This window comes from Enterobacter sp. R-1.6.2, assembly GCF_035064085.1.
GTDB lineage: Bacteria > Pseudomonadota > Gammaproteobacteria > Enterobacterales > Enterobacteriaceae > Enterobacter > Enterobacter asburiae_B.
This window is the reverse complement of record NZ_JASEYI010000002.1, coordinates 254822-272968: the sequence shown is the minus strand read 5'-3', so window position 1 is coordinate 272968 and position 18147 is coordinate 254822. Positions and strand designations below refer to the sequence as shown.

Sequence of the window (18147 nt, the reverse complement as noted above, 5' to 3'; positions counted from 1 at the left end):
GCTGGGATTCTACAATGTATCACAACACAGTCAAATCACTACGCTATGGTTTTCTTACACTGTATACTCCGGGTGAAGACACGTAGCACGTAGGTAAGGAAGCGCTCATAGCTGTCGATGTGGCTGAAAATCCGCCAACGCTAACGCTAATTGTCCGGTCATCATTGAGTACTATCCTGCAATCCTGGAAACCGCTTTGAGTTAGCGTTCCAATATTAGTAGTTACACCTCCAGCAACCATGGTTAGCACGCCAAGAGCATTATTAATTACAAGTGAATTTGATGTATCTGTATACAAATTTCCCTTTAATGAAAATGCGACTTGGCTGGTAGCATCTTTAGCAAAATAAGCAGAAAAACGAATTTCATCTCCTGTGCAAATTAACCTTGACTGTGTTCTACCTGTTCCGTCGGGATAGCCAGTGCTGACTTCTCTACGCGGGAGAAGCATAGCCCCGCCGAAAGTAAAGTTAAGGCCATTAAGCCCTGTACTGGCAAGCACGCCTAAAATATGCAATCCAGCCCCTAATTTACATATTTTAGGGATAAATAAGGCGTCATAATCCTGAGAATTTGAACGTTTAAAGTCAATAATTCCGCTAAATCTTGCGTCTCCGTTGGCCCCTGAATACGTGAATACGCCATACCCGCCGCCGGTGCCCTGCAACCCTCCGATCGCGATCGTTGTATCGTCGGTCGGGTTATCCAGAACAACTGGATAATAAATATTCTGTGGCGTAGCTATTGAATCACCTGACAAGACAGAGCCAAATCGTGAGTCAACTTTAAAGATAGCGCGTGCATTTGTAATCGTATCTTTCCAGTACGATGTCGCTAGACCGCTAAGGTCGCCTGGCCTTTTCAAAAAATGAGGTTCAATCAGAGGGATGGCAAGGTTTCTTCCAGCTGACTGGTAAGATGACTGAGTTAAATGAACACCATCACCAGCTATGTCAGTAACTTTAAACATGCGCGATGTTTTATACGAGTAGTAGAAATTATCCACCAAATCGACATTCATCTCAGAAGCTACATCACGCTGCGCCTGAATAAATGCAGGCATGCGCTTCATCATGAATTCTTTGCCGTCATCTGTTGGTGAGATGATGGTTGGAGTTACTATTACGGGTATTTTGTTATATTTCCTTACTATATTCACCCATTTATAAAGGTTATCTTTATACTCATGCTCATCGCTTTGATATGAGTTACAGTCATTCAGGCAGTGGTTACTGAATATAACCAGCGCGTCTGAGGCGGCCATTCTAGAATCAAACGTGCCAGGGCCGCCGTCAGTACCATTTAGAAGTGATTCGAGATTAGTCCCAGGTAATGCTTTATTACGAACGGTGGCTTTTCCTGGGAAAAGAAGGTTCAGCGTTGTCTGCAACTCAGCAACTGAGTTTTTCGGGTCCTGAGTAGTAGTAGCGCCAGGAATGGATCCCCACATAGTGGAGTCACCGAAGCACTCAATAATGATAGAACTTCCATCTGCTAATAAATTAGCAGCATGTGTGCAGCGCTGTGGAATCGCCAAAATATTATTAATTGCCTTTTGGACTGAATCACCACTTTCCAATACAACCAGTGAGGCCCCCTTCCCAGGTGATGACGATGCCAGATCTTTCCGCAGGACATCTGCTACATCAACCGGCTGCCATTTACCAACCCCTGTACCACCAGCTGATGCTGGGGTAGAGCCAGAAGGAACAGTTTTTGGCAAAGTTTCGAGGTCATCCCAGCGGTACCAGATATTCGTGCTCTCATCCTGGAGAAGGTCGCCAGCTGACGTCACAGTGCCGCCATCCTGGAAAGAGCCCCTCAGGTTCCATCCAAGGTTGTATATCTGCTGAAGCACTAACTGCTTCAGACCTTCAATCGTATAGTGCGCTTTGCCAAAACGATCGATGTATTGCTGAACAAATGAAGTGACAAACTCATCAATTTTTCCAGCGTTAAACTTCAGGTCGCGGTGTGATTCGCTTGGTACAGCGTTTTGAGTTGGTTGAGTAGCCATATTGATTCCATAAAAAACCCGGCGCGGTGGCCGGGTCTGGGTGATCGGGATGGGTCTTATTGGTAAATCAGATCGCTATACTCAGCGAGGGTTAATGCGGTACTACCCTTTCCATCAGGTTGCTTGGCGGTGATAGTCCACTGCCCGGCATCCAGCTCCTGAGACGTGGCGATAACGTATCTGGAAGGTGACTGGACGTCGAACCCATCAAAAAGGTTGAGATCGATATTCGGGATAGCAGCAGTAAAGCCGAACGCAGTATCAGCACGCGGAGAAGCCGGGTATCGCGCCGTGGTGGCGCCGAACGAATCGGTGACCTGCACAAACATGGTTCCTGAGAAGTTGATGCGTTCACTCGTCTCGAAGTCATTCCCGACCCGCGACACGATATAACCGGCCTGCTGGTTGGTATCGTATGTATCCGGCACCTGAACCATATCGCCAATGTTTACCCATTCTCCGTCTGCCATGGCCGTTACCTGCATCGTCATGCGGGAGTAGATAAGCCGCCTGCATTCCCGAAGCGCGCGCTCGTTGGCCTGGAAGCGATTCCTGACGTACAGCATTTCGAACTTCTTCGCTTTGGCCGGCGATCCTTCAATGATGGAATTTCCTGATATCCGGTACCGTACAAAGTCCTGCTTATTGGTGTCCGGGTTGCGGAACTGCACCTCAACGCCGTCATAACCGCCCGGGAGCGTCATGTCGTAAGAAAGCGAATAACCATCTGGCTTTGTATTTGATCGGTTGAATATCGTGGCCGCAGATGTCTTTTTACTGTCCCGGGTGAATGACAGCACGCCGTTGTCGTCGTAAACCGACACGCTGGCGGCATCGCAGATGGTCTCCATGCGCGAACCGAGCGACACATCCTCATCGTCAAAGGTGTAATCGAAATACCCCAGCCGCGGGTCGATAGCGTCGATTTCAGCCTGGATCTGGTACAGGCCATAAATATCAATGCTCGACTCCGGCTGCTGCCCTACCACCAGCCAGTTAAACAGCGCAATATCTGCAAACTTGCGCGATGGCCTGAGCGTGTAGTCGACCTGCTGCGTCGTCATGTTGTAGCTGATGACGTGGCGGGTGATCAGCGCGTTGTACTTCCTGTCGCGCCCGCTTGTGGCGTTCTCGGTAGCCCGGACCTTCACCATTACCAGAGAATCTTCAGCGTGAACGACGTTAGTCCTGACGTTTACAGCGTGAATCTCTTCGACCTGCAACTTGCTCGCGTCGCTGCTGTTATCCGTCCTCTGGAAGGTGATCGCATAGCGCCCAAACCCGCCCGCCGGGGTTAGTTTGTCAGTCCGGTTAAACGTCTCCGACATGTAGTCGTGAGGCGTAGTCTGCCGGTACGTAAACGTCTGCTCAGTTCCGGGTATCAGGTTGTTGTCATTGTCGACCTTCCAGATTTTGACCACCCAGTTCGTTTCGCTGTTACCGCCGAGCCCGGACTGGGTATGCAGCCACAGCTGGCTTGATGGTATCGGCGAGAAGAACGGACCGACGATCAGCGCGGCGTTATCGCTCAAAATGAACTTCGTCGTGTTGATAGTCGCATCCTGGATCGGAATGGATGGGCCATTCAGGTTGTCGAAAGTGAACGTGTAGTAATATTTCGGGTTAACAACGGCGCCGTCGTTCGTCTCAGCAAAACTGATGAGTCTACCGGAAAGCGTGACGTCTTCAGTGCGGGTTCCGCCGGTGATCGGATACGTCACGTTAATGGTGAACGTTACCGGGTGCGGAAAAGTCAAATCGGCGAAGTAGTCAAAGTCAGCCTGTTTAAGGATTTTCATCGCTATCTGGCCGCCAGCATAAACGCCACTGATGACAGTGTTTGCCGTCGCCGTCTCGATCGGGAAATCGCCACTTTCATTCAGGCCTGGCACTTCCTGCCCGTCGACGTCGTCGAACTGATAACCCTCATTTACCACCGGTATGACATCACCTGGCTGGTAAATGGTGTAGCTAGCACCGGCCATTGAACCGAGATTTGACTCTGAGAAACGCACAGACGTAACGTCGTATTTACCGAGCCCGAACACCATCAACTCAGTGATGTATTTAAGGTTGTTTTCATATTCAAAAAGCGATTCCTGAGCCAGATCCGGGAACGAACGTACCTGACCGAAGTTATCAGGCTTGGCTTCGCCATTACGCGCAATGTTGGTCTGGCCTTTCAGGCTGTTGTTTGGCGACGTTTTGCTGTTCCCGCCGGCAGCGCCCGCATTTGCTTTCGGCATCAGCCCGGAAAGTACTTTCTGAGTAAATTTTATCGGGTTGAGGTGCTCGAGCGGGTTCAGGATGGTACCAATCAGACCGCCGCTTTTAGGCTGGTCAAAAATGACTACCCGGTCATTTTCCTGAAGAACAAAGCCCAGTTCTTCTTCAGGCTGCAGTTCTTTGCCGTTAACGTTGATGCGGATATCGCGGTGGAAGCTCTCCTGAGCAAGCCAGTCATAAAACACCGTCCCTGCTTCAACTTCCGCCCTGTCCTTCGGCATCCCCGGGACGCGATGAATTTCGATGATTGGCATAGGTATAGAACTCAACTTTGGTGAATAGCTTGTGAATTGTCCGTATCGCGTCAAACCTGACGTGCCCGTTTTCACCGCGGCTGTGTAGCGCCCGGCCTTCAAGTATCAGGCCGACATGCACGGGCTGACTGCCAACCCAGGCCACGAAAATCCCTTCATCGCAAAATGTTTCGCTTCGCTGCCAGAACACGACATCAGCGTCATAACACGTCATGAAGTCGCGCCCGGATTCGTAGTCCGCAGTCTGGTGTACCTCGATACCGAGAACATGCCGGTAATACATCACCACCAGACCCCAGCAGTCTGCTGCGTCGAAACTGCACGCCCGGTTACTCCATGGCACGCCTTCAATTCGAGAAATGAACTCTTCTCTATGCATTCTGAAGCCCCGGGTATTCTTCGACGGTATACAGACGGCCAACGTTACGGTTTAGCGGATTAATGCGCGTCAGGCTGCATGTGACGTCCTTGTCATCCATCGAGCAGTCATTGACGTAGAGCGTCCATGACTTGATGGCTGTGCTCATGTCTGCAGCGTCAAATTGTTGATAGGTGGCAGAGATCGGTGTGATGCGCGAATGCGCCTTCCAGAGTTTCAGCTTCTGCTTAAAGTCCTGCGCCAGGCGGCTAAATTTAACCGTGCTGTCGAGTACCGGCGTATTGCTTTGCTGGCTCTCCGTAAGCTCCATCCGGCATGGAGTGAACACCTGGCCGCCTAACGTTTTTGGGAATATCTGGTTGTTCACCAGACGCACATATCCAAACGTCTCGTTGTAGAAGGTGATCGTCTCGTACAGTATCCGATTAGGTCTCTGGCTTTGAAATTCTCTCAGTGTGGGCATTACGGAACCCTCGAAAGGCTTTCCGGATCGCGTCCATCCGGATAGCCGGTGACGATAATATCGAGCCATGAACCCCACGGCGGCGGAAGCTCGACGATAATGTCGTCAAACTCGTCATCTGAGTTAACCAGTTGTCGCGCAACAACATCACCACTCCAGGTGAAAATGGATCCGGACTGCGACCATGTTGGCCAGGAAAGGAAATGCAGTTCCTGAACTTCAAGGCCTGTGTCGCCAGTACCGGTCCCGAGGCGCATCGTGAACCACTGATTGCAGTTGTCGAGGTAGTTCGGGCTGCGCAACCACTGCATGAAAGCCCGGTGCTGATCTCTGGTGAATATCCACGTAAGAGAAAAGGTGGTCTTCAGGTCATCGGTGAGCTTCTGAAATATTGGCGCGCCGACCGCCGGCTGGTCCGTCCGAAAACCGGTATCGGTCGAGGGTATCTTCCCTTTTTGCGCCAGTGGCAGCCAGTCAGGATATGGGATTGGCATAGTTAGCTCCTTGCCTTACGTGGTGCCTGGTGATTTCGCTGTATGGCCTGGCTGGCAGGACCACCGTTATCGAGGTCATAAACGAATGCATCCACCGTCCACCCTCCATTTCCGTCTGGTGTTGCCTGCGCATCTACGCTTGATGACGTGTAGTTGTTGATATTGACTACCACACCACCACCTCCCCCATTCGTCAGATCCTTATTGCTAATCACCTTTCCGTTGTCGCCTGGGATCATGTACTGGCTACCATTGCTGGCCTGGTAGATTTCAGGCATGCCGCCCTCGCCTACCTGGTACATAGAGCCTGCTGATACAGGACCGCCATTTTTACGCTTGCCTGCGATACCACCAGCCATCGCCATGGCGGCAATAACTGCGCCAATACCAATGGCCGCAGCACCACCGAACGATCCGATGGAGGCGACGATTGCAGCTGGTGTCCACGCCGCGGTCGTGGCCGCCGCAGAGGAAACGCTCGCCGCGGTTGTCGTAGCCGTGCCGGCCACGGCCGCCGAGGTAGTTGCAGTGGTAGCAGCAATTTGAGCTGCACTTCCGGTGATAGCTGATTTAACCCACTCAACACCCATCTGAACAAAGCCGTTGATCAGGCTGTTAAGAGCATTGCTGGCGAGAGACTGCATCGCCTCCTGTGCTGACATGCTCCCCGTCAGAATCCCGGTAAAAGCATTCGAGGCATTACCTGCAAGGGAATCAAAGCTGGCCGCGAGCATTTCGTTGCCGATACTCTGATTTCTCCACATTTCCCACTGCGCAGCAATACGTGCCTGCTCATAACTCTTATCCGCATTGGCGCGTAGCATCAGCGCGTTCTGGTGAGTGACCAGTCCCTGCTGCTCGAAAGCCTGGATGAGCGCGAGTTTTCGCGCGTTCTCGTTAGCCAGTTGTTGCACCGGATCAACGCTACCAACAGCGTCCTGCTGCGGAGTTACGGCCTGCTCGGATTGGATTTTGGCAAGGTTGGCCTGGTGTGTTGCTGCGAGCCTTTCAGAAGTCTGGTTGTACTGCTCCTGACTGATTTTTTTCGCCGCCAGTGCGGTATTCAGATCCTCAACATCCTGCTTGTAAGTGGCGTTCTCACGTGACTCAGGAAGAAGCTTCTGAGCTGCAGCCTCTGCCTTGATAGCGTTGGCCGTATCCCATTTTTTTGCCGCATACTGTCCGGCCAGTGCGATCTGCTCTTTCGTAGCTCCTTTACCAAGGGACTGCTGCGCATTCAGGATGGCCTGCTCACGGCTCAGCTTATTCGTTGAGTCAGCGGCAAGCTCCGATTGCTGCTTCAGGTTTGCCAGTTTCTGAGCAACAGATTCAGCGGAAGACGCTGATTTTTTCCCCTGCTGCTCACTCTCTTGTTGAGCTTTTTTCCTGGCTTCTTCTGACTTCTCTAAATCATAATTTTCAGCAGCCAGCCTGCCAGCTGCAGAGATTTGATTCTGATTGTCAGTGACCTTGGCAGCCTGCATCCTGGCTTTGGCTATCGCCCGCTCTCTCTCGTCCTGAATTTTAAGTAATTCATTCTGCTCTTCCAGAGTAGCGATAACTTTATCGCCCTCCTTGGTCGCGGGAGATATCTGCAGCGCTTTGGGGTCGAAGCTTTTTCCGGCCTGATTGGCTCGGTTTATTTCATCAGCCGTCTCCCCAAAGGCTTTCGCTACCGCACCCTGAACCTGCTCAAGAGACCAGGATTTTTCGATGAGTTGATCATGAACTCCCATCGCCGTGAGCATGTTGTTCGTGAGCGTGCGAGTCGCCTCTGACGCGGTTTCTTCTGTTCTGGATAATTTATCTTTAGCGGCCTCAAGGTCTCGCGTCTTGCGAGCCAGCTCATCAGACACTTCCGCCTGTTGGCGAGCGAAGTCTGTACCTTGCCCCATAGATTCAGCAACCTTCTGGGCAGCCGGGGTAAAGTTCTGGTATCTGTCTCTCAGCGAGTCAACTTCACTTTGCAGATCCGCAACAGCCTCTTTCTGAGCTCGAATAGAATTATTGGCATCTGCAATAGCCCCACGCAGCTGCGTGTTCGACATTGCATTCATGGCGGCGTTGAGCTTATCCAGACCATCGGCGAAGGCGATAGCCTCCTCTTTTGCCTGCTGAGCTTTCTGCCAGAAATAGAAGATCGCGCCGGCAGCAAGCATAGCCGCCCCCGCTGGACCACCTATAAGAGCAAGCGCACCACGAGCCATTCCGATACCAATGGACGCTGCACGAGCAGCTGTCGCTGCACGGGCCGACGCAGCAGCCTGGGCAGTTTCAGCCTCGGCAAGAGCTATAGATGCGGTAGTAGCCCTGGTTTTTGCGGCTACAAGGGCATCCATTGCCAGCATCTCTGCAGCGCTACCTTTTGCCACGTTATATTCAGCCTGGGCCAGCGCGAGAGAAGAAAGAGCAGCCTCTTTATCAGCAAGAGCCTTACGCTGAACAGAATTAGCGGCTACCAGAGCAGCCTGTGCCGTCTGATTGTCTGCGACAACCTGCTGACGGGATGCTGCGATATCAGCGATTTTCGCTGAGGTAGCCATGGTCAACGCACCGACATATCGCGCGCCCATAACGCCAGCAACAATGGTCAGAGTAGCGCTGAGAACGTCCAGGTTTTCACTGAGTGAAATAACTGAATCACTGAATATTTTGACACCAGTTTTTACAGTGGCATTCTCGCCAAAGAACTTCGTGATGTTGTTGTTGGCAATTTCAAGAGACTGGCTGATCGTGGCAGTAGTTTTAGCGAACTCCTGTCCAATTTTATCGCCCTGAGAGAGCAAGCCATTCACGATCACATCAGTGGTTAACTTGCCCTCTGCAGCCATGTTTCTGAGCGCCCCAATGCTGACATTCATAGAGTCAGCAAGAGCAATCATGAGCCGGTTACCCTGCTCGTTCACAGAGTTAAATTCATCACCTCTTAAAGCTCCGGACGCCAGCCCCTGAGCAAGCTGAATGATTGCGTTACTTGCCTCCTCGGCTGTTGCCCCTGAGACCACGAAACCCTGGTTAATAATGGTTGTCAGCCTGGTAATGTCCTCAACACTGACACCATAACTCCGTGTTGATCGCTCGAGACGTGCATAGAGAGTGGCCGTGGCATCGAGACCTGAACGAGTCTTTTGAGAGATATCAAAAACACGCTCGGTGACATCAGCCAAGGTCTCAAAAGGAGGTACGGAATCCCTGACGGCGTTTGCCAGTTTATTACTCAGGTCCTGCCATGCCTGGGCGTATGCGCCGACCTGCTGTACAGAAAGAGCGGCAATGAGCGCTTTCGCGACGCCAGTTAAGCTGGACATAGCGCCTTCAATCGAAGACAGGGATCGCTCAGTGCGGTTTAACCCAGCCTCAAGACGACCCATGCTACCGTTAAGACCATTCAACGCGGCATCAATATCCCGGCGTCCCTGAAGGATCCCGGCGGTGTCCATGTCAACTTCATAAACAATCGTTCCAGCGCTGACAGTACCAGCCATAATCTAATCTCCGGGCAATAAAAAACCCCGCCTGAGCGAGGTTACTGTAATGAACAGCTCATGCCGCCTGCTGAGCCATCGACACTCTTCTTGCTTTTTTGGCTAAATAATCCTCTGATATTGAGTCATATTCTTCCCTGGTAAACCCTTTTTGGTCAGGGTATTTGGCGGCAATTAAATATTGAAACTCCGTCATGGTAAGCTGTTCCGCCTCATTGCGGCTCATGCTGAAATGATTTCTGGCTGCGCTGATATACTCAAATGCATTAAATTCTGTCGTGGTACCGGTATTCTCATGGCGCTGGAGTTTTCTTACCCTGGCTTTTCCGATAATGCCGTGTGTTATGAGTGATTGGGCGATCACAATCATATCAAACTCGTCCATTGCTCCACGCCGCAGCTTGAATGACTTTCCTTTGGTTTTGGCTATACATAGCTCACCGATCAGTGGTGTTACATCTGTGTCGCAACAGGATGAAAGCACCGTCATTGCAGCCATTATTGCCTTTCTTCCATAACTGGTAGTTCTTATGTGCTGAACAAGCCATTCAGGAACGGCGCCATAAGCATCGATAGCCGACATGAGAAGAACTGATATCTCATCATGATGAAGGTCATAAAAAGCGCGCACGATATCTTCTGGCTCGCCTATTCGAGTTATGTTGATAAACGATGGTCGGAAAAAATATTCCTTATCACCAGCGGCGATCAGGAATTCGCCAATTTCTTTTAATGGGATCATGGTAAATTCCGTTTAGCGGTCATTATCAAGGGCAGCACGCCGCCCTTTGGAATGTCCGTTAGGAAACGGTAACCGTATGCACGGCCACAAAATTGCCGTCTACAGTGTTGATGATGATCTGCGCGCTGCCGGTGGCTACGCGCGTCACGGTAACGGTGTTGCCGGAGGCGGTGGCCGTTGCTTTAGTCGCATCGGTAGAAGCCACAGTGAAGTCTTTGTTGGTTGCGCCAGTTGGTGCGATATTCACTGTGAAAGTGCTGGTACCGCCTGCCGTGCCGGTGCTGGTTGTCGGGGTTACCGTTACGCCGGTAACCTCAACAGCAGTCACTTCATTAACTTCGATGGTGCTCGCATCACCGACTTTGAACTCAGTTGAGAACGTGACGATATCGTTGGTTCCACCATCAGAGCTCAGCGCAGTGATGTTCATGTAGCCGATAAATTCAACCGGTCCGTAGTCCATGCGCACCCAGATACCAGGCTGGCGCTTGGCCTTCAGCTCATCGGCGAAATACTTGATGAACTTGCCGACACCGTACTGATCCAGCTTATCCTTCTTGCGCACTTCTCCCTCAAAGCTCAGGGTAAAGTCACTGTTGGTGATGATGGTCTCGACATAGCCGCCGCCGTCATCCGCATCAGAGGTAACCGAGTTCGGGTTGAAGTCGAAGCCCTTCGACGTACCAGCGGCAAGCGCCATCCACTCTGCTTCGAGTGGTTTGACGTCCGGGCAGCCATCGGCGACTTCCAGCACGACCGCACCGCCGAACAGGCGCTCGTTCGAGTTCTGGCAATTAGCCATGTGAAACTCCTCTTTGACGTATAAAAGAAAACCCGCCAGAGCGGGTTATTTGGTTGGGAATGGCTAGTCGCCAAACGTGCATTCAAATTGCAATCGGAAGACTATTCGCCCTTCTTCTGTGAGCACCGGCGCGGGAATTGCGCCCATGTTCTGGATGTATCCGACACACTCGTCAGCCATGGGGTTGGCCTGGACGTAATCTACGATGCGCTGCACGGCATTGAGTGCGTCTTTGCGCTTATCTTTTGCGCCCACGACATCGACCAGAACATGATACTCAGAGCCAAGATCGGTGCGGATGTTCGAACCACCATTTGGCCTGAACACCATGATCGCTTTCGACAGGTCGCCAGGGTCGTCGTACATCAGCTGCTGCACCGTGAATCCGGCAGTTAGCCCGGCATCGCCGAACATGTTGCGCACCCGCTCATGCATCATGGGTGTCATAACGAAAGCTCCTTACGCACAACATCATCGATTGCAGAGCGCTCCTCTTCAAATCCAAGTGTGAGGAATTCTTTTTTAGCCGTTGAACGACGGAATCTCTGCGGGTTAGCCGGATCATGAACATAAACGGCATAGTTGGTTGAATAACCCACCCTGCCGGTGATTACCGCCCCATCAGTTACGATTTCGCGAAATTGGCTGTTTAGAAGTGCTGAGGTATCGATAGGCGTGTAGAGGGCCGCTCTTGCCGCCCCAAGAATCATCGCCGACTGGAGTGCGCGAATGACTTTTCTACCCTGAATATCATTCAGAATTCGGTCAATATTGCGCTCAACACGTGCAGTGCCACGCACTTTGATACCCATTGCTACACTCCCGTCAGTATGGCGTAATCATCCGCCAGGCGCTCGAACGTGTCGGCGTAACGGATAACCTGCCGCACCTCGTCGGCACCGGCGACAACCGGGTCCGCTTCGGTCGATACGCCAATCAGCAGGTAATCACCCGCGGCCGCCAGAGAGAACTCCGTCCAGATGGTGTTTTTCACGACGATTTCAGCGCCCAGGCTGGCTAACTTCTTGCTGAGCCCGCCCTCGTAATCACAGAGGATTTGCTCAGGTTCGGCATAGCCAAGCGGATCGCCGTATTCGTCATTTCCTTCCAGTTTGCGCCAGATGGTCGCCGTGGCGGTATAGCTCCAGTTCGCTACCGATGACATCAGCCCTCCTTCCAGCGCAGCACCTTCGCGCCAGTCGCCCGGATGCGCGGGCAGTTGATGAACCACTCGCCGTCCGATTTCACGTAGCCGGTAGTCTCCCGCCCGGTGTCGGTCATCACCCAGACGCGGGTGAACGAGCGCGGCAGCCCGTGCTTAACTGATTTGTACGTCATCACTTATCCCCGCACATACAGCCGCCCTTACCGATCCAGATACCAGCGAATGACGGGGTGGCGGTAGGGTCGGCAGGAATAAGGGAGGTTGCACAACCGTACTTATCCAGCCCGCGCAGCAGGTTCACTGATGCTTTCCAGCGGTCGGTGAACGACTGATACCGGAAAGAGCGCGACGCCCCGCTTGGAGCCGTCTGGCTGGAGATGTATTTATCCCCCTGCCCGAGCCCCATAAGCGCCAGCAGATAGAGCTGAATCAACAGCGCGGTCGATGCAGGATAATGTGCATCGAGACACTCCTGAATACTGTTGGCCTGGTCGACGAGAGCCTGAAGAACAAAATCGGGAATGGTAATTCCCTGGCTCTCCAGATACTCCTTCGCCTGTTCGAGAGTTACCATTATCGACTCCGTGAAATACCCCGCCGGAGCGGGGCATAAAAAAACCGCCTTAGCGGCGGCTGTTATTCAGCAGGGAAAAGCTTTTCGAGTTCGCCATCCGGCAACAGTTCACTGAGCTTTTCAGCGCCCAGGGTGCCTTTAAACTCGATGCCCAGTTCAGTCAGACGAGCCTGGATAACCTCTTTGCGGGATTTCTCACCGGTACCGGCATCAGGTGTTCCAGGTTTTAGCTCACCACCCGCCTCACCTTTCATCAGCCGGACGTTAGACTTCAGCGCCGGGTGAAGATCTTTCAACTCCACCACGTCGCCAACCTTCACGCCGAACCATGGGCGCACAACTTCGTATTTAGCCATGCTGTTTCCTTACGCCAGGTCAGCGCCGTAGACAACGCCAGAAAGGCCCTGATCATCTGCGGTGATTTGCAGACCTTCAGCAGACATGATCTGGAAGTTGTAGTTAACGTTAGGCAGTGGGCGCGGCAGCGGAACAACACCTACGGCCATGCCAACCAGTGGAGAGATCACGTCACGGCGACGAACGTACGCGATAAACTCGTTACCGGTCAGCGCGAAGCTCATGCGGATTTCTTTCACCGGCGCGAACGGCAGAACCGCCTGCAATACAGTGCCGCTTACAACGCCATTCACCACGTACGGCTGCGCCAGGTTTGCCCAGATTTCCGGGGAAACCCACATCACATCGTATGCGGCGACTTTGTTCGTGCGTGCGGTGGTACCGAATGCGCCTTTACCGAAGAACGCAAAGAGCGCGGTCATGTCGGCAGTAGTCAGGTCGATATTCGCGCCACCAGCACCGGAACCGAGGTTGATCTTCTTGGTGTTTCGGTGGTTCTTAATGCCCTGCGCCGGGTAGGACTGAACCTGAATTTTTGAATCGCCGTTGAGGTAGTAGTTAACGCGCTTCTGGTTGAACTTTCGCATCTTCGCCATCTGCGAATCCAGCACCAGATCAATGCCTACAGAGTTAAGGCCAGCAGCATGACGCCAGTTAACACCATAGCCAGCAGTGAACACCGGAATCGGGTCGCCGTCGCTCGCGTAGTCAGTGTGGTCGAAGGAGAACGGCGCCTGGCCATCGATGCTTACTGACACGTCATCAGCGATATCGCCTACCACGTTATACAGCTTGGCGGTTTTACCGACCGGCAGCACCGTCTGAACGCCGATCAGGTCGTTCACGATTTCCATGCCGATTTCTTGATCACGCAGCTGGAGCACCTGACGGTCAATCTCAGCCCAGAAGTCACGGGAAAAACCGCCCACTGCGTTACAGGCCAGCATGTCAGCAGTCATCATCGCGCGGTTAGCTGCAATGATGGAATCGTTCTGTAGGTTCCACATGTTGCGGTTTGCCCACAGCTCACTCCAGTGCCCGCCAAGGCGGGAGTTAGTCGCCAGCGTCTCTTTTGAGAAGTACATATGTTTTTATCCTTTTGTTACGCGCCAGCAGCGGCGGCAGTGCCAACGCGCATGCGCACGCGGATGAAGTCGGTGGTGCTGGCCGCGATGGTGTATTCATCCTGGCTGTATCCGATCACTGAATCAGTGTCATCGGTTGCCAGGGTAAACTGACCGGCAGTGCCCAGCTTGATCGGGCTGTCTTTTTTATACGCACCAGGCAGGCAGCGCAGCGCCAGCTCACGACCTTCTTCGACGTAGTTACCTACTGCCGAATCCCCGGCAGGGATTTCTTCGGTGATTGTCAGGCCCTGGTGGTAACCGACATCGATGATGTACAGGCGTCCGGTTAGCGCAGTGGCCTGAGCGAATTCATCGGATGAGTTGATGGTTGCGGCGGTACCCGGAAGTAGCGCTGCGGCCGTAGTGCGGGTTTCGGTCTTGTACAGAGACTGACCATCGATATTAACGCGACGATAACGTGGCATTATTCCGGCTCCTTACTTGAAGTGTTCGTCTGCGGCTGGTGCGCCGGTTTCTTTGTGCTGCTGAGCATTGTTTGTGCCCAGCGGCGCAGCTTCGCCCAGCGACTTGTACATCGCGTCAAGAGCTTCGCCTGACAGAGCGTTCGCGACGATATCGCCATGGACCTTCGCAACCGCTTCGCGCTTTGCTTTCTCTTCGGCACGGGAGTTGGCGGTCAGGGTTTCCGCGAGTTGCTTCTGATTGGCCTGCAGCGCATCAACCTTTTCCGCGAGAGGCTTAATAGCCGCTTCAGTATTGGTCGCAACAGCCTGGCCGATCATGCTGCCGATTTGTTCCAGTTCTTCTTTGGTTAAAGGCATGTTGCCCTCCGTTTTGTGGTTTGGTGCAGGCTGTTCCTGCGGTGTGAATAGAGCTTTAAATTTGTTTGCTACGACGGCCACCCACGACTCCTGGCGCGCTACCACGGTGCCGCTGTCGTCGATAGCGATCTTCCCGCCATCAGCGGAATAGCCGTAAACCTGCGCATCGCCGCCATTTCGCACGATAACTACCTGCGAATCAGTGAAGTCAGCAACCCAGGCATATTCATCCGCGCCCGCCGCAAACTTCGCTTTGGCTGCGCGATCAAGACGCTGTTCGCGCTCCCGGTAGGATTCACCCACCAGCGCGCCGGAGTTCGCTTTAAGCGGCTGCGCCAGATCGGCGTTTACCATCAGGCCAACGCCCTGCTCAGGTGTTGCAGCTCCGACTTCGTGCAGAAGGATTGCGTCGTGGTCCATGCCGTGGATATCTGCCACCCACTCAGCACCTGTGGCGCGCTGCTGATCGTTGGGTTCAAGCTGGTCGAGGAATGCTGCAACACTGGTATGAATCGGCGGAACGTCTTCACCGCGCTCAATGGCAGCGACGCGATCAAGTAGCTCCCTGCCACCTTCCGACTCGCTGGCACGGGCAACATCAACCCACTTTTCGAGGTAGATGCGATTACCGGACTTCTTAACGTTGCGGTTCCACGCTCCTATATGGCCTGCGTTAATCCCCTCTGGGGAGAAAGCAGAAACGAACTGACCGTTAACTTGAGGGTGCCCAAGCGGTGCCAGGGTACCCTCCAGCCCCTTATAGTGGGCGTCGATTTGCTCTTGCGTGTACAAGCCGCCATTCATGACGACGTTCGCCGGCAGCGTATAACTCGGCAGCACCAGATGTTCACGACCGTTATATGTTTCTCGCCGGATAGACTGGCTGTTCACCTTCGTGGTGATATTGACCTGCATTGGCATGGTTAAACCTCAAGCTGCCTTTTTGCAGCAGTGACAAGCTGAATGATTGACCTTCATCTTTTTCCAGTGGCTGTCGAATTCCTTCTTAGCCATTTCAATGACGTTCGGGTAAAGCGGATTGCCGTCTGAATCCACAAGCACCTCGACCTGCCCGCATTTACAGTTGATTGCGTTTGCATCAACTGCATACCAGTCTCTGACCTCCTGAACTGTGAAGGTGTGCGCATGCCTCAGAGCGTGCTTTATTCGCGTGGTAGGGCTTAATGCTGAAAGGTGCAGCAACCTTAGATTAAGCCCAAGATCAGTCATCACTTCTTCTGACTCATCCCAGCGCGCTCGTCGAAGAGCATTTGTAACCTCAGTGCGTGCTATCCGGTTTGCCCTACGCTTCTCGATGCCGGTCTGGTCAGTCAGATTGCGGGCAATGTCCAGCGGATTGAGACCACGCCCAACACCATCAGTCAGTACTCGCGCCATATCTCGCTTAACGTCAGCAGTCAGCCCCTTCATCTCCTCGAACACGCGCGCATGCACCAGCGCCATGCGTTTCTGATACGGGTCGCTTGCGAGGATGGACGCTAACGACTCGCGACCAGCTGCGTACACCGGCGACTGCTGGCTGAGGTTGTAGAACGACTGCCCGGTCCCTTTCTCCGAAGCCAGATCGATGTACTCGTAAAACCACAGGTCGTAGTCGCCACCTTCAAGCAGCACCTGATCCACTAGGTAACTGGCATCGTTCAGAATGATGGAGAGTAGCGTTGGGTTTAGCTGGTATTCGTATCTGGCGTTTACTGCAAGGGAGGAAGGTATTTTTTCGAGTGCTGATTTGTACGCCTTACCAATCTTGTTCATTCGCCTGGCGAAGTCTTTCATTGCCCGGCGTTCCAGCGCATCGGCTCCGGTCGGATCCTGATAGTTACGCGGTAGAATTGGTGGCTTCGTCTTCTTCGTCGCCATCCTCTTCTCCTAACGGCTCTTCGTCGTCATTGTCATAACCCGCAGCTGTACGAATCTCTTCACGGCTGAATGCTGGTTCGTCGCCGCCGCCCAGCATGGTCTGGTTAATCTCGCCCATGGTCTTGGCGTTAGTGAGCTTCTCAGTACCGGTCTGTTCGTTCAGGTCATCCCAGATAACAGCCTTCTGGCTGACTGAGTCGACGATCTGCAGGTCGATGAGCTTGTCGCAGAAGTCCTCTATCTCGAAAGCGAGGTCTACACGGCGCGACTGGCAGCGAGCATTGAAATACTTCTGATCTTCGGTGCTGGAGCGCTCAGCCTGCTGGTTGCCAACCAGAATACGCGTAGGAATATCAACTCCTGCGGCGGCTGTTTGCAGGTTTACGTTATAGGTCTCTGACGGATCCGCTACCGCAGTGACCAGCGGTGTGACTGTAGCCCCTTGGGTTGTCATCAGAACATCGTTACCACGGTTCATTTCCCCGGCAACTTCGTTAAACTTATCCTGCAACTCGTCAATGCTCACGCCATAAAGAGACGCGAGATTGTTGAAGTCGATTTCCTTCTCAAAGTTGACATTAAGCTGCCGCGCGGCGTTCTTCAGGAATGACTCACCAGACCCGCCCTCTACCTTCTCCAGACTCACAAATGCGTTATAAGCTGGTTCAAGGAACCCAATGGCATCGTCTGAGTAATCACCCAGGATGAAAACGCGATCAGGGTGGATATTGACGCGGCGGCTTGAGCCATTCGGCAACCGCTCGGCGTACTGCCACATCTTTGGCTGTCCGTACGTCTGCGAGTTTAGGCCAGTGTCCCACTCACCAACCGTGAGCGATCCGGCCCACGCCACGGATATTTTCTGAAGACCTCGCCCTTTGGTGACTGGAAGGCTCCAGTCTTTTTCGTCGCGGATGTGCAGAAGTATTCCTGCATAACGACCTACAAGACGGCGGCGATCCGCCTCAGAGAATGAGCGCCAGAATCGATTGGTGAATACCTGCTTGGACTTTTTCTCCCAGGCGGTTTCTTTGCGCTTTTTGTCTGCCTGATCACCCTCAATGATTTCCGGGTTCGTCTGCCAGCACTTGCCCACCAGCTTCTCAACGGCACCGTGAGCGATACCGCCGCGGCGGTACAGGGCGTAAAGGTTTTCGTAAGTGACCTGCTCAGGGAAGCCATACTCGCACCATGCTGAATGGCGCTTATTGTCCAGCCCCATCGTAGGCGCCATAAGGCCCATACGGGCGCGAGCCATCCGCGCATCGTTCAACGCATGGTTGACGGCGAGAGTTAATTTGTCAGTCATGGATTGTCCGTCAGCGTTTCAGCGGCGGGA

Annotated in this window: 19 protein-coding genes; all 19 read right to left on the bottom strand. The window is 53.0% G+C overall.

What is annotated here, in order from left to right:
- Nucleotides 1–43: 43 nt before the first annotated feature.
- Nucleotides 44–2017: a GDSL-type esterase/lipase family protein gene (locus QMN93_RS03210; protein ID WP_193138882.1), complete on the bottom strand. Its 1974-nt coding sequence runs from the start codon at nt 2015–2017 to the stop codon at nt 44–46.
- 56 nt (nt 2018–2073) lie between these two features.
- Complete coding sequence (locus QMN93_RS03205) at nt 2074–4557, bottom strand: MoaD/ThiS family protein (protein ID WP_323619344.1); 2484 nt, start codon at nt 4555–4557, stop codon at nt 2074–2076.
- Nucleotides 4499–4936 carry an NlpC/P60 family protein gene (locus tag QMN93_RS03200; protein ID WP_323619346.1) on the bottom strand — a complete coding sequence of 146 codons (438 nt, stop codon included), beginning with the start codon at nt 4934–4936 and terminating at the stop codon, nt 4499–4501. The genes QMN93_RS03205 and QMN93_RS03200 overlap by 59 nt, the downstream gene beginning before the upstream one ends.
- Nucleotides 4929–5399 carry a hypothetical protein gene (locus tag QMN93_RS03195; protein WP_044865745.1) on the bottom strand — a complete coding sequence of 157 codons (471 nt, stop codon included), beginning with the start codon at nt 5397–5399 and terminating at the stop codon, nt 4929–4931. Before QMN93_RS03195 ends, QMN93_RS03200 begins: the two co-directional genes overlap by 8 nt.
- Nucleotides 5399–5893, bottom strand: a complete 495-nt coding sequence (locus QMN93_RS03190; RefSeq protein ID WP_323619349.1) for a hypothetical protein — start codon at nt 5891–5893, stop codon at nt 5399–5401. The genes QMN93_RS03195 and QMN93_RS03190 overlap by 1 nt, the downstream gene beginning before the upstream one ends.
- Nucleotides 5894–5895: 2 nt before the next feature.
- The gene (locus tag QMN93_RS03185) at nt 5896–9378 is read right to left on the bottom strand and encodes a tape measure protein (protein ID WP_323619350.1); all 3483 of its coding nucleotides are present in this window, start codon (nt 9376–9378) and stop codon (nt 5896–5898) included.
- A 58-nt stretch (nt 9379–9436) separates the two neighbouring features.
- Nucleotides 9437–10120 carry a DUF6246 family protein gene (locus QMN93_RS03180; RefSeq protein WP_063963676.1) on the bottom strand — a complete coding sequence of 228 codons (684 nt, stop codon included), beginning with the start codon at nt 10118–10120 and terminating at the stop codon, nt 9437–9439.
- A 58-nt stretch (nt 10121–10178) separates the two neighbouring features.
- Complete coding sequence (locus QMN93_RS03175) at nt 10179–10922, bottom strand: phage tail tube protein (protein ID WP_063963675.1); 744 nt, start codon at nt 10920–10922, stop codon at nt 10179–10181.
- A gap of 63 nt (nt 10923–10985) precedes the next feature.
- Nucleotides 10986–11369, bottom strand: a complete 384-nt coding sequence (locus QMN93_RS03170) for a hypothetical protein (protein WP_063963674.1) — start codon at nt 11367–11369, stop codon at nt 10986–10988.
- Nucleotides 11366–11734, bottom strand: a complete 369-nt coding sequence (locus QMN93_RS03165; protein WP_045336300.1) for a hypothetical protein — start codon at nt 11732–11734, stop codon at nt 11366–11368. Before QMN93_RS03165 ends, QMN93_RS03170 begins: the two co-directional genes overlap by 4 nt.
- Before the next feature lie 2 nt (nt 11735–11736).
- Nucleotides 11737–12087: a hypothetical protein gene (locus QMN93_RS03160; protein WP_323619356.1), complete on the bottom strand. Its 351-nt coding sequence runs from the start codon at nt 12085–12087 to the stop codon at nt 11737–11739.
- On the bottom strand, nt 12087–12260 hold the full coding sequence (locus QMN93_RS03155) for a hypothetical protein (protein WP_006820518.1): 174 nt from the start codon (nt 12258–12260) through the stop codon (nt 12087–12089). Before QMN93_RS03155 ends, QMN93_RS03160 begins: the two co-directional genes overlap by 1 nt.
- A complete protein-coding gene (locus QMN93_RS03150) occupies nt 12260–12661 on the bottom strand; it encodes a glycoprotein (RefSeq protein WP_023300381.1) in 402 nt (133 codons plus the stop codon). The genes QMN93_RS03155 and QMN93_RS03150 overlap by 1 nt, the downstream gene beginning before the upstream one ends.
- A gap of 62 nt (nt 12662–12723) precedes the next feature.
- Nucleotides 12724–13017, bottom strand: coding sequence for a hypothetical protein (locus QMN93_RS03145; RefSeq protein WP_323619358.1), 294 nt, complete (start codon nt 13015–13017; stop codon nt 12724–12726).
- 9 nt (nt 13018–13026) lie between these two features.
- Nucleotides 13027–14103: a major capsid protein gene (locus QMN93_RS03140; protein ID WP_323619359.1), complete on the bottom strand. Its 1077-nt coding sequence runs from the start codon at nt 14101–14103 to the stop codon at nt 13027–13029.
- A 17-nt stretch (nt 14104–14120) separates the two neighbouring features.
- The gene (locus QMN93_RS03135; protein WP_032669780.1) at nt 14121–14570 is read right to left on the bottom strand and encodes a hypothetical protein; all 450 of its coding nucleotides are present in this window, start codon (nt 14568–14570) and stop codon (nt 14121–14123) included.
- Between the two features lie 12 nt (nt 14571–14582).
- Nucleotides 14583–15848, bottom strand: coding sequence for a hypothetical protein (locus tag QMN93_RS03130; protein WP_323619362.1), 1266 nt, complete (start codon nt 15846–15848; stop codon nt 14583–14585).
- Nucleotides 15849–15857: 9 nt separating this feature from the next.
- Nucleotides 15858–16808, bottom strand: a complete 951-nt coding sequence (locus QMN93_RS03125; RefSeq protein WP_323619364.1) for a phage minor head protein — start codon at nt 16806–16808, stop codon at nt 15858–15860.
- Nucleotides 16768–18117 carry a phage portal protein gene (locus tag QMN93_RS03120; protein ID WP_323619366.1) on the bottom strand — a complete coding sequence of 450 codons (1350 nt, stop codon included), beginning with the start codon at nt 18115–18117 and terminating at the stop codon, nt 16768–16770. The genes QMN93_RS03125 and QMN93_RS03120 overlap by 41 nt, the downstream gene beginning before the upstream one ends.
- Between the last annotated feature and the right edge of the window lie 30 nt (nt 18118–18147).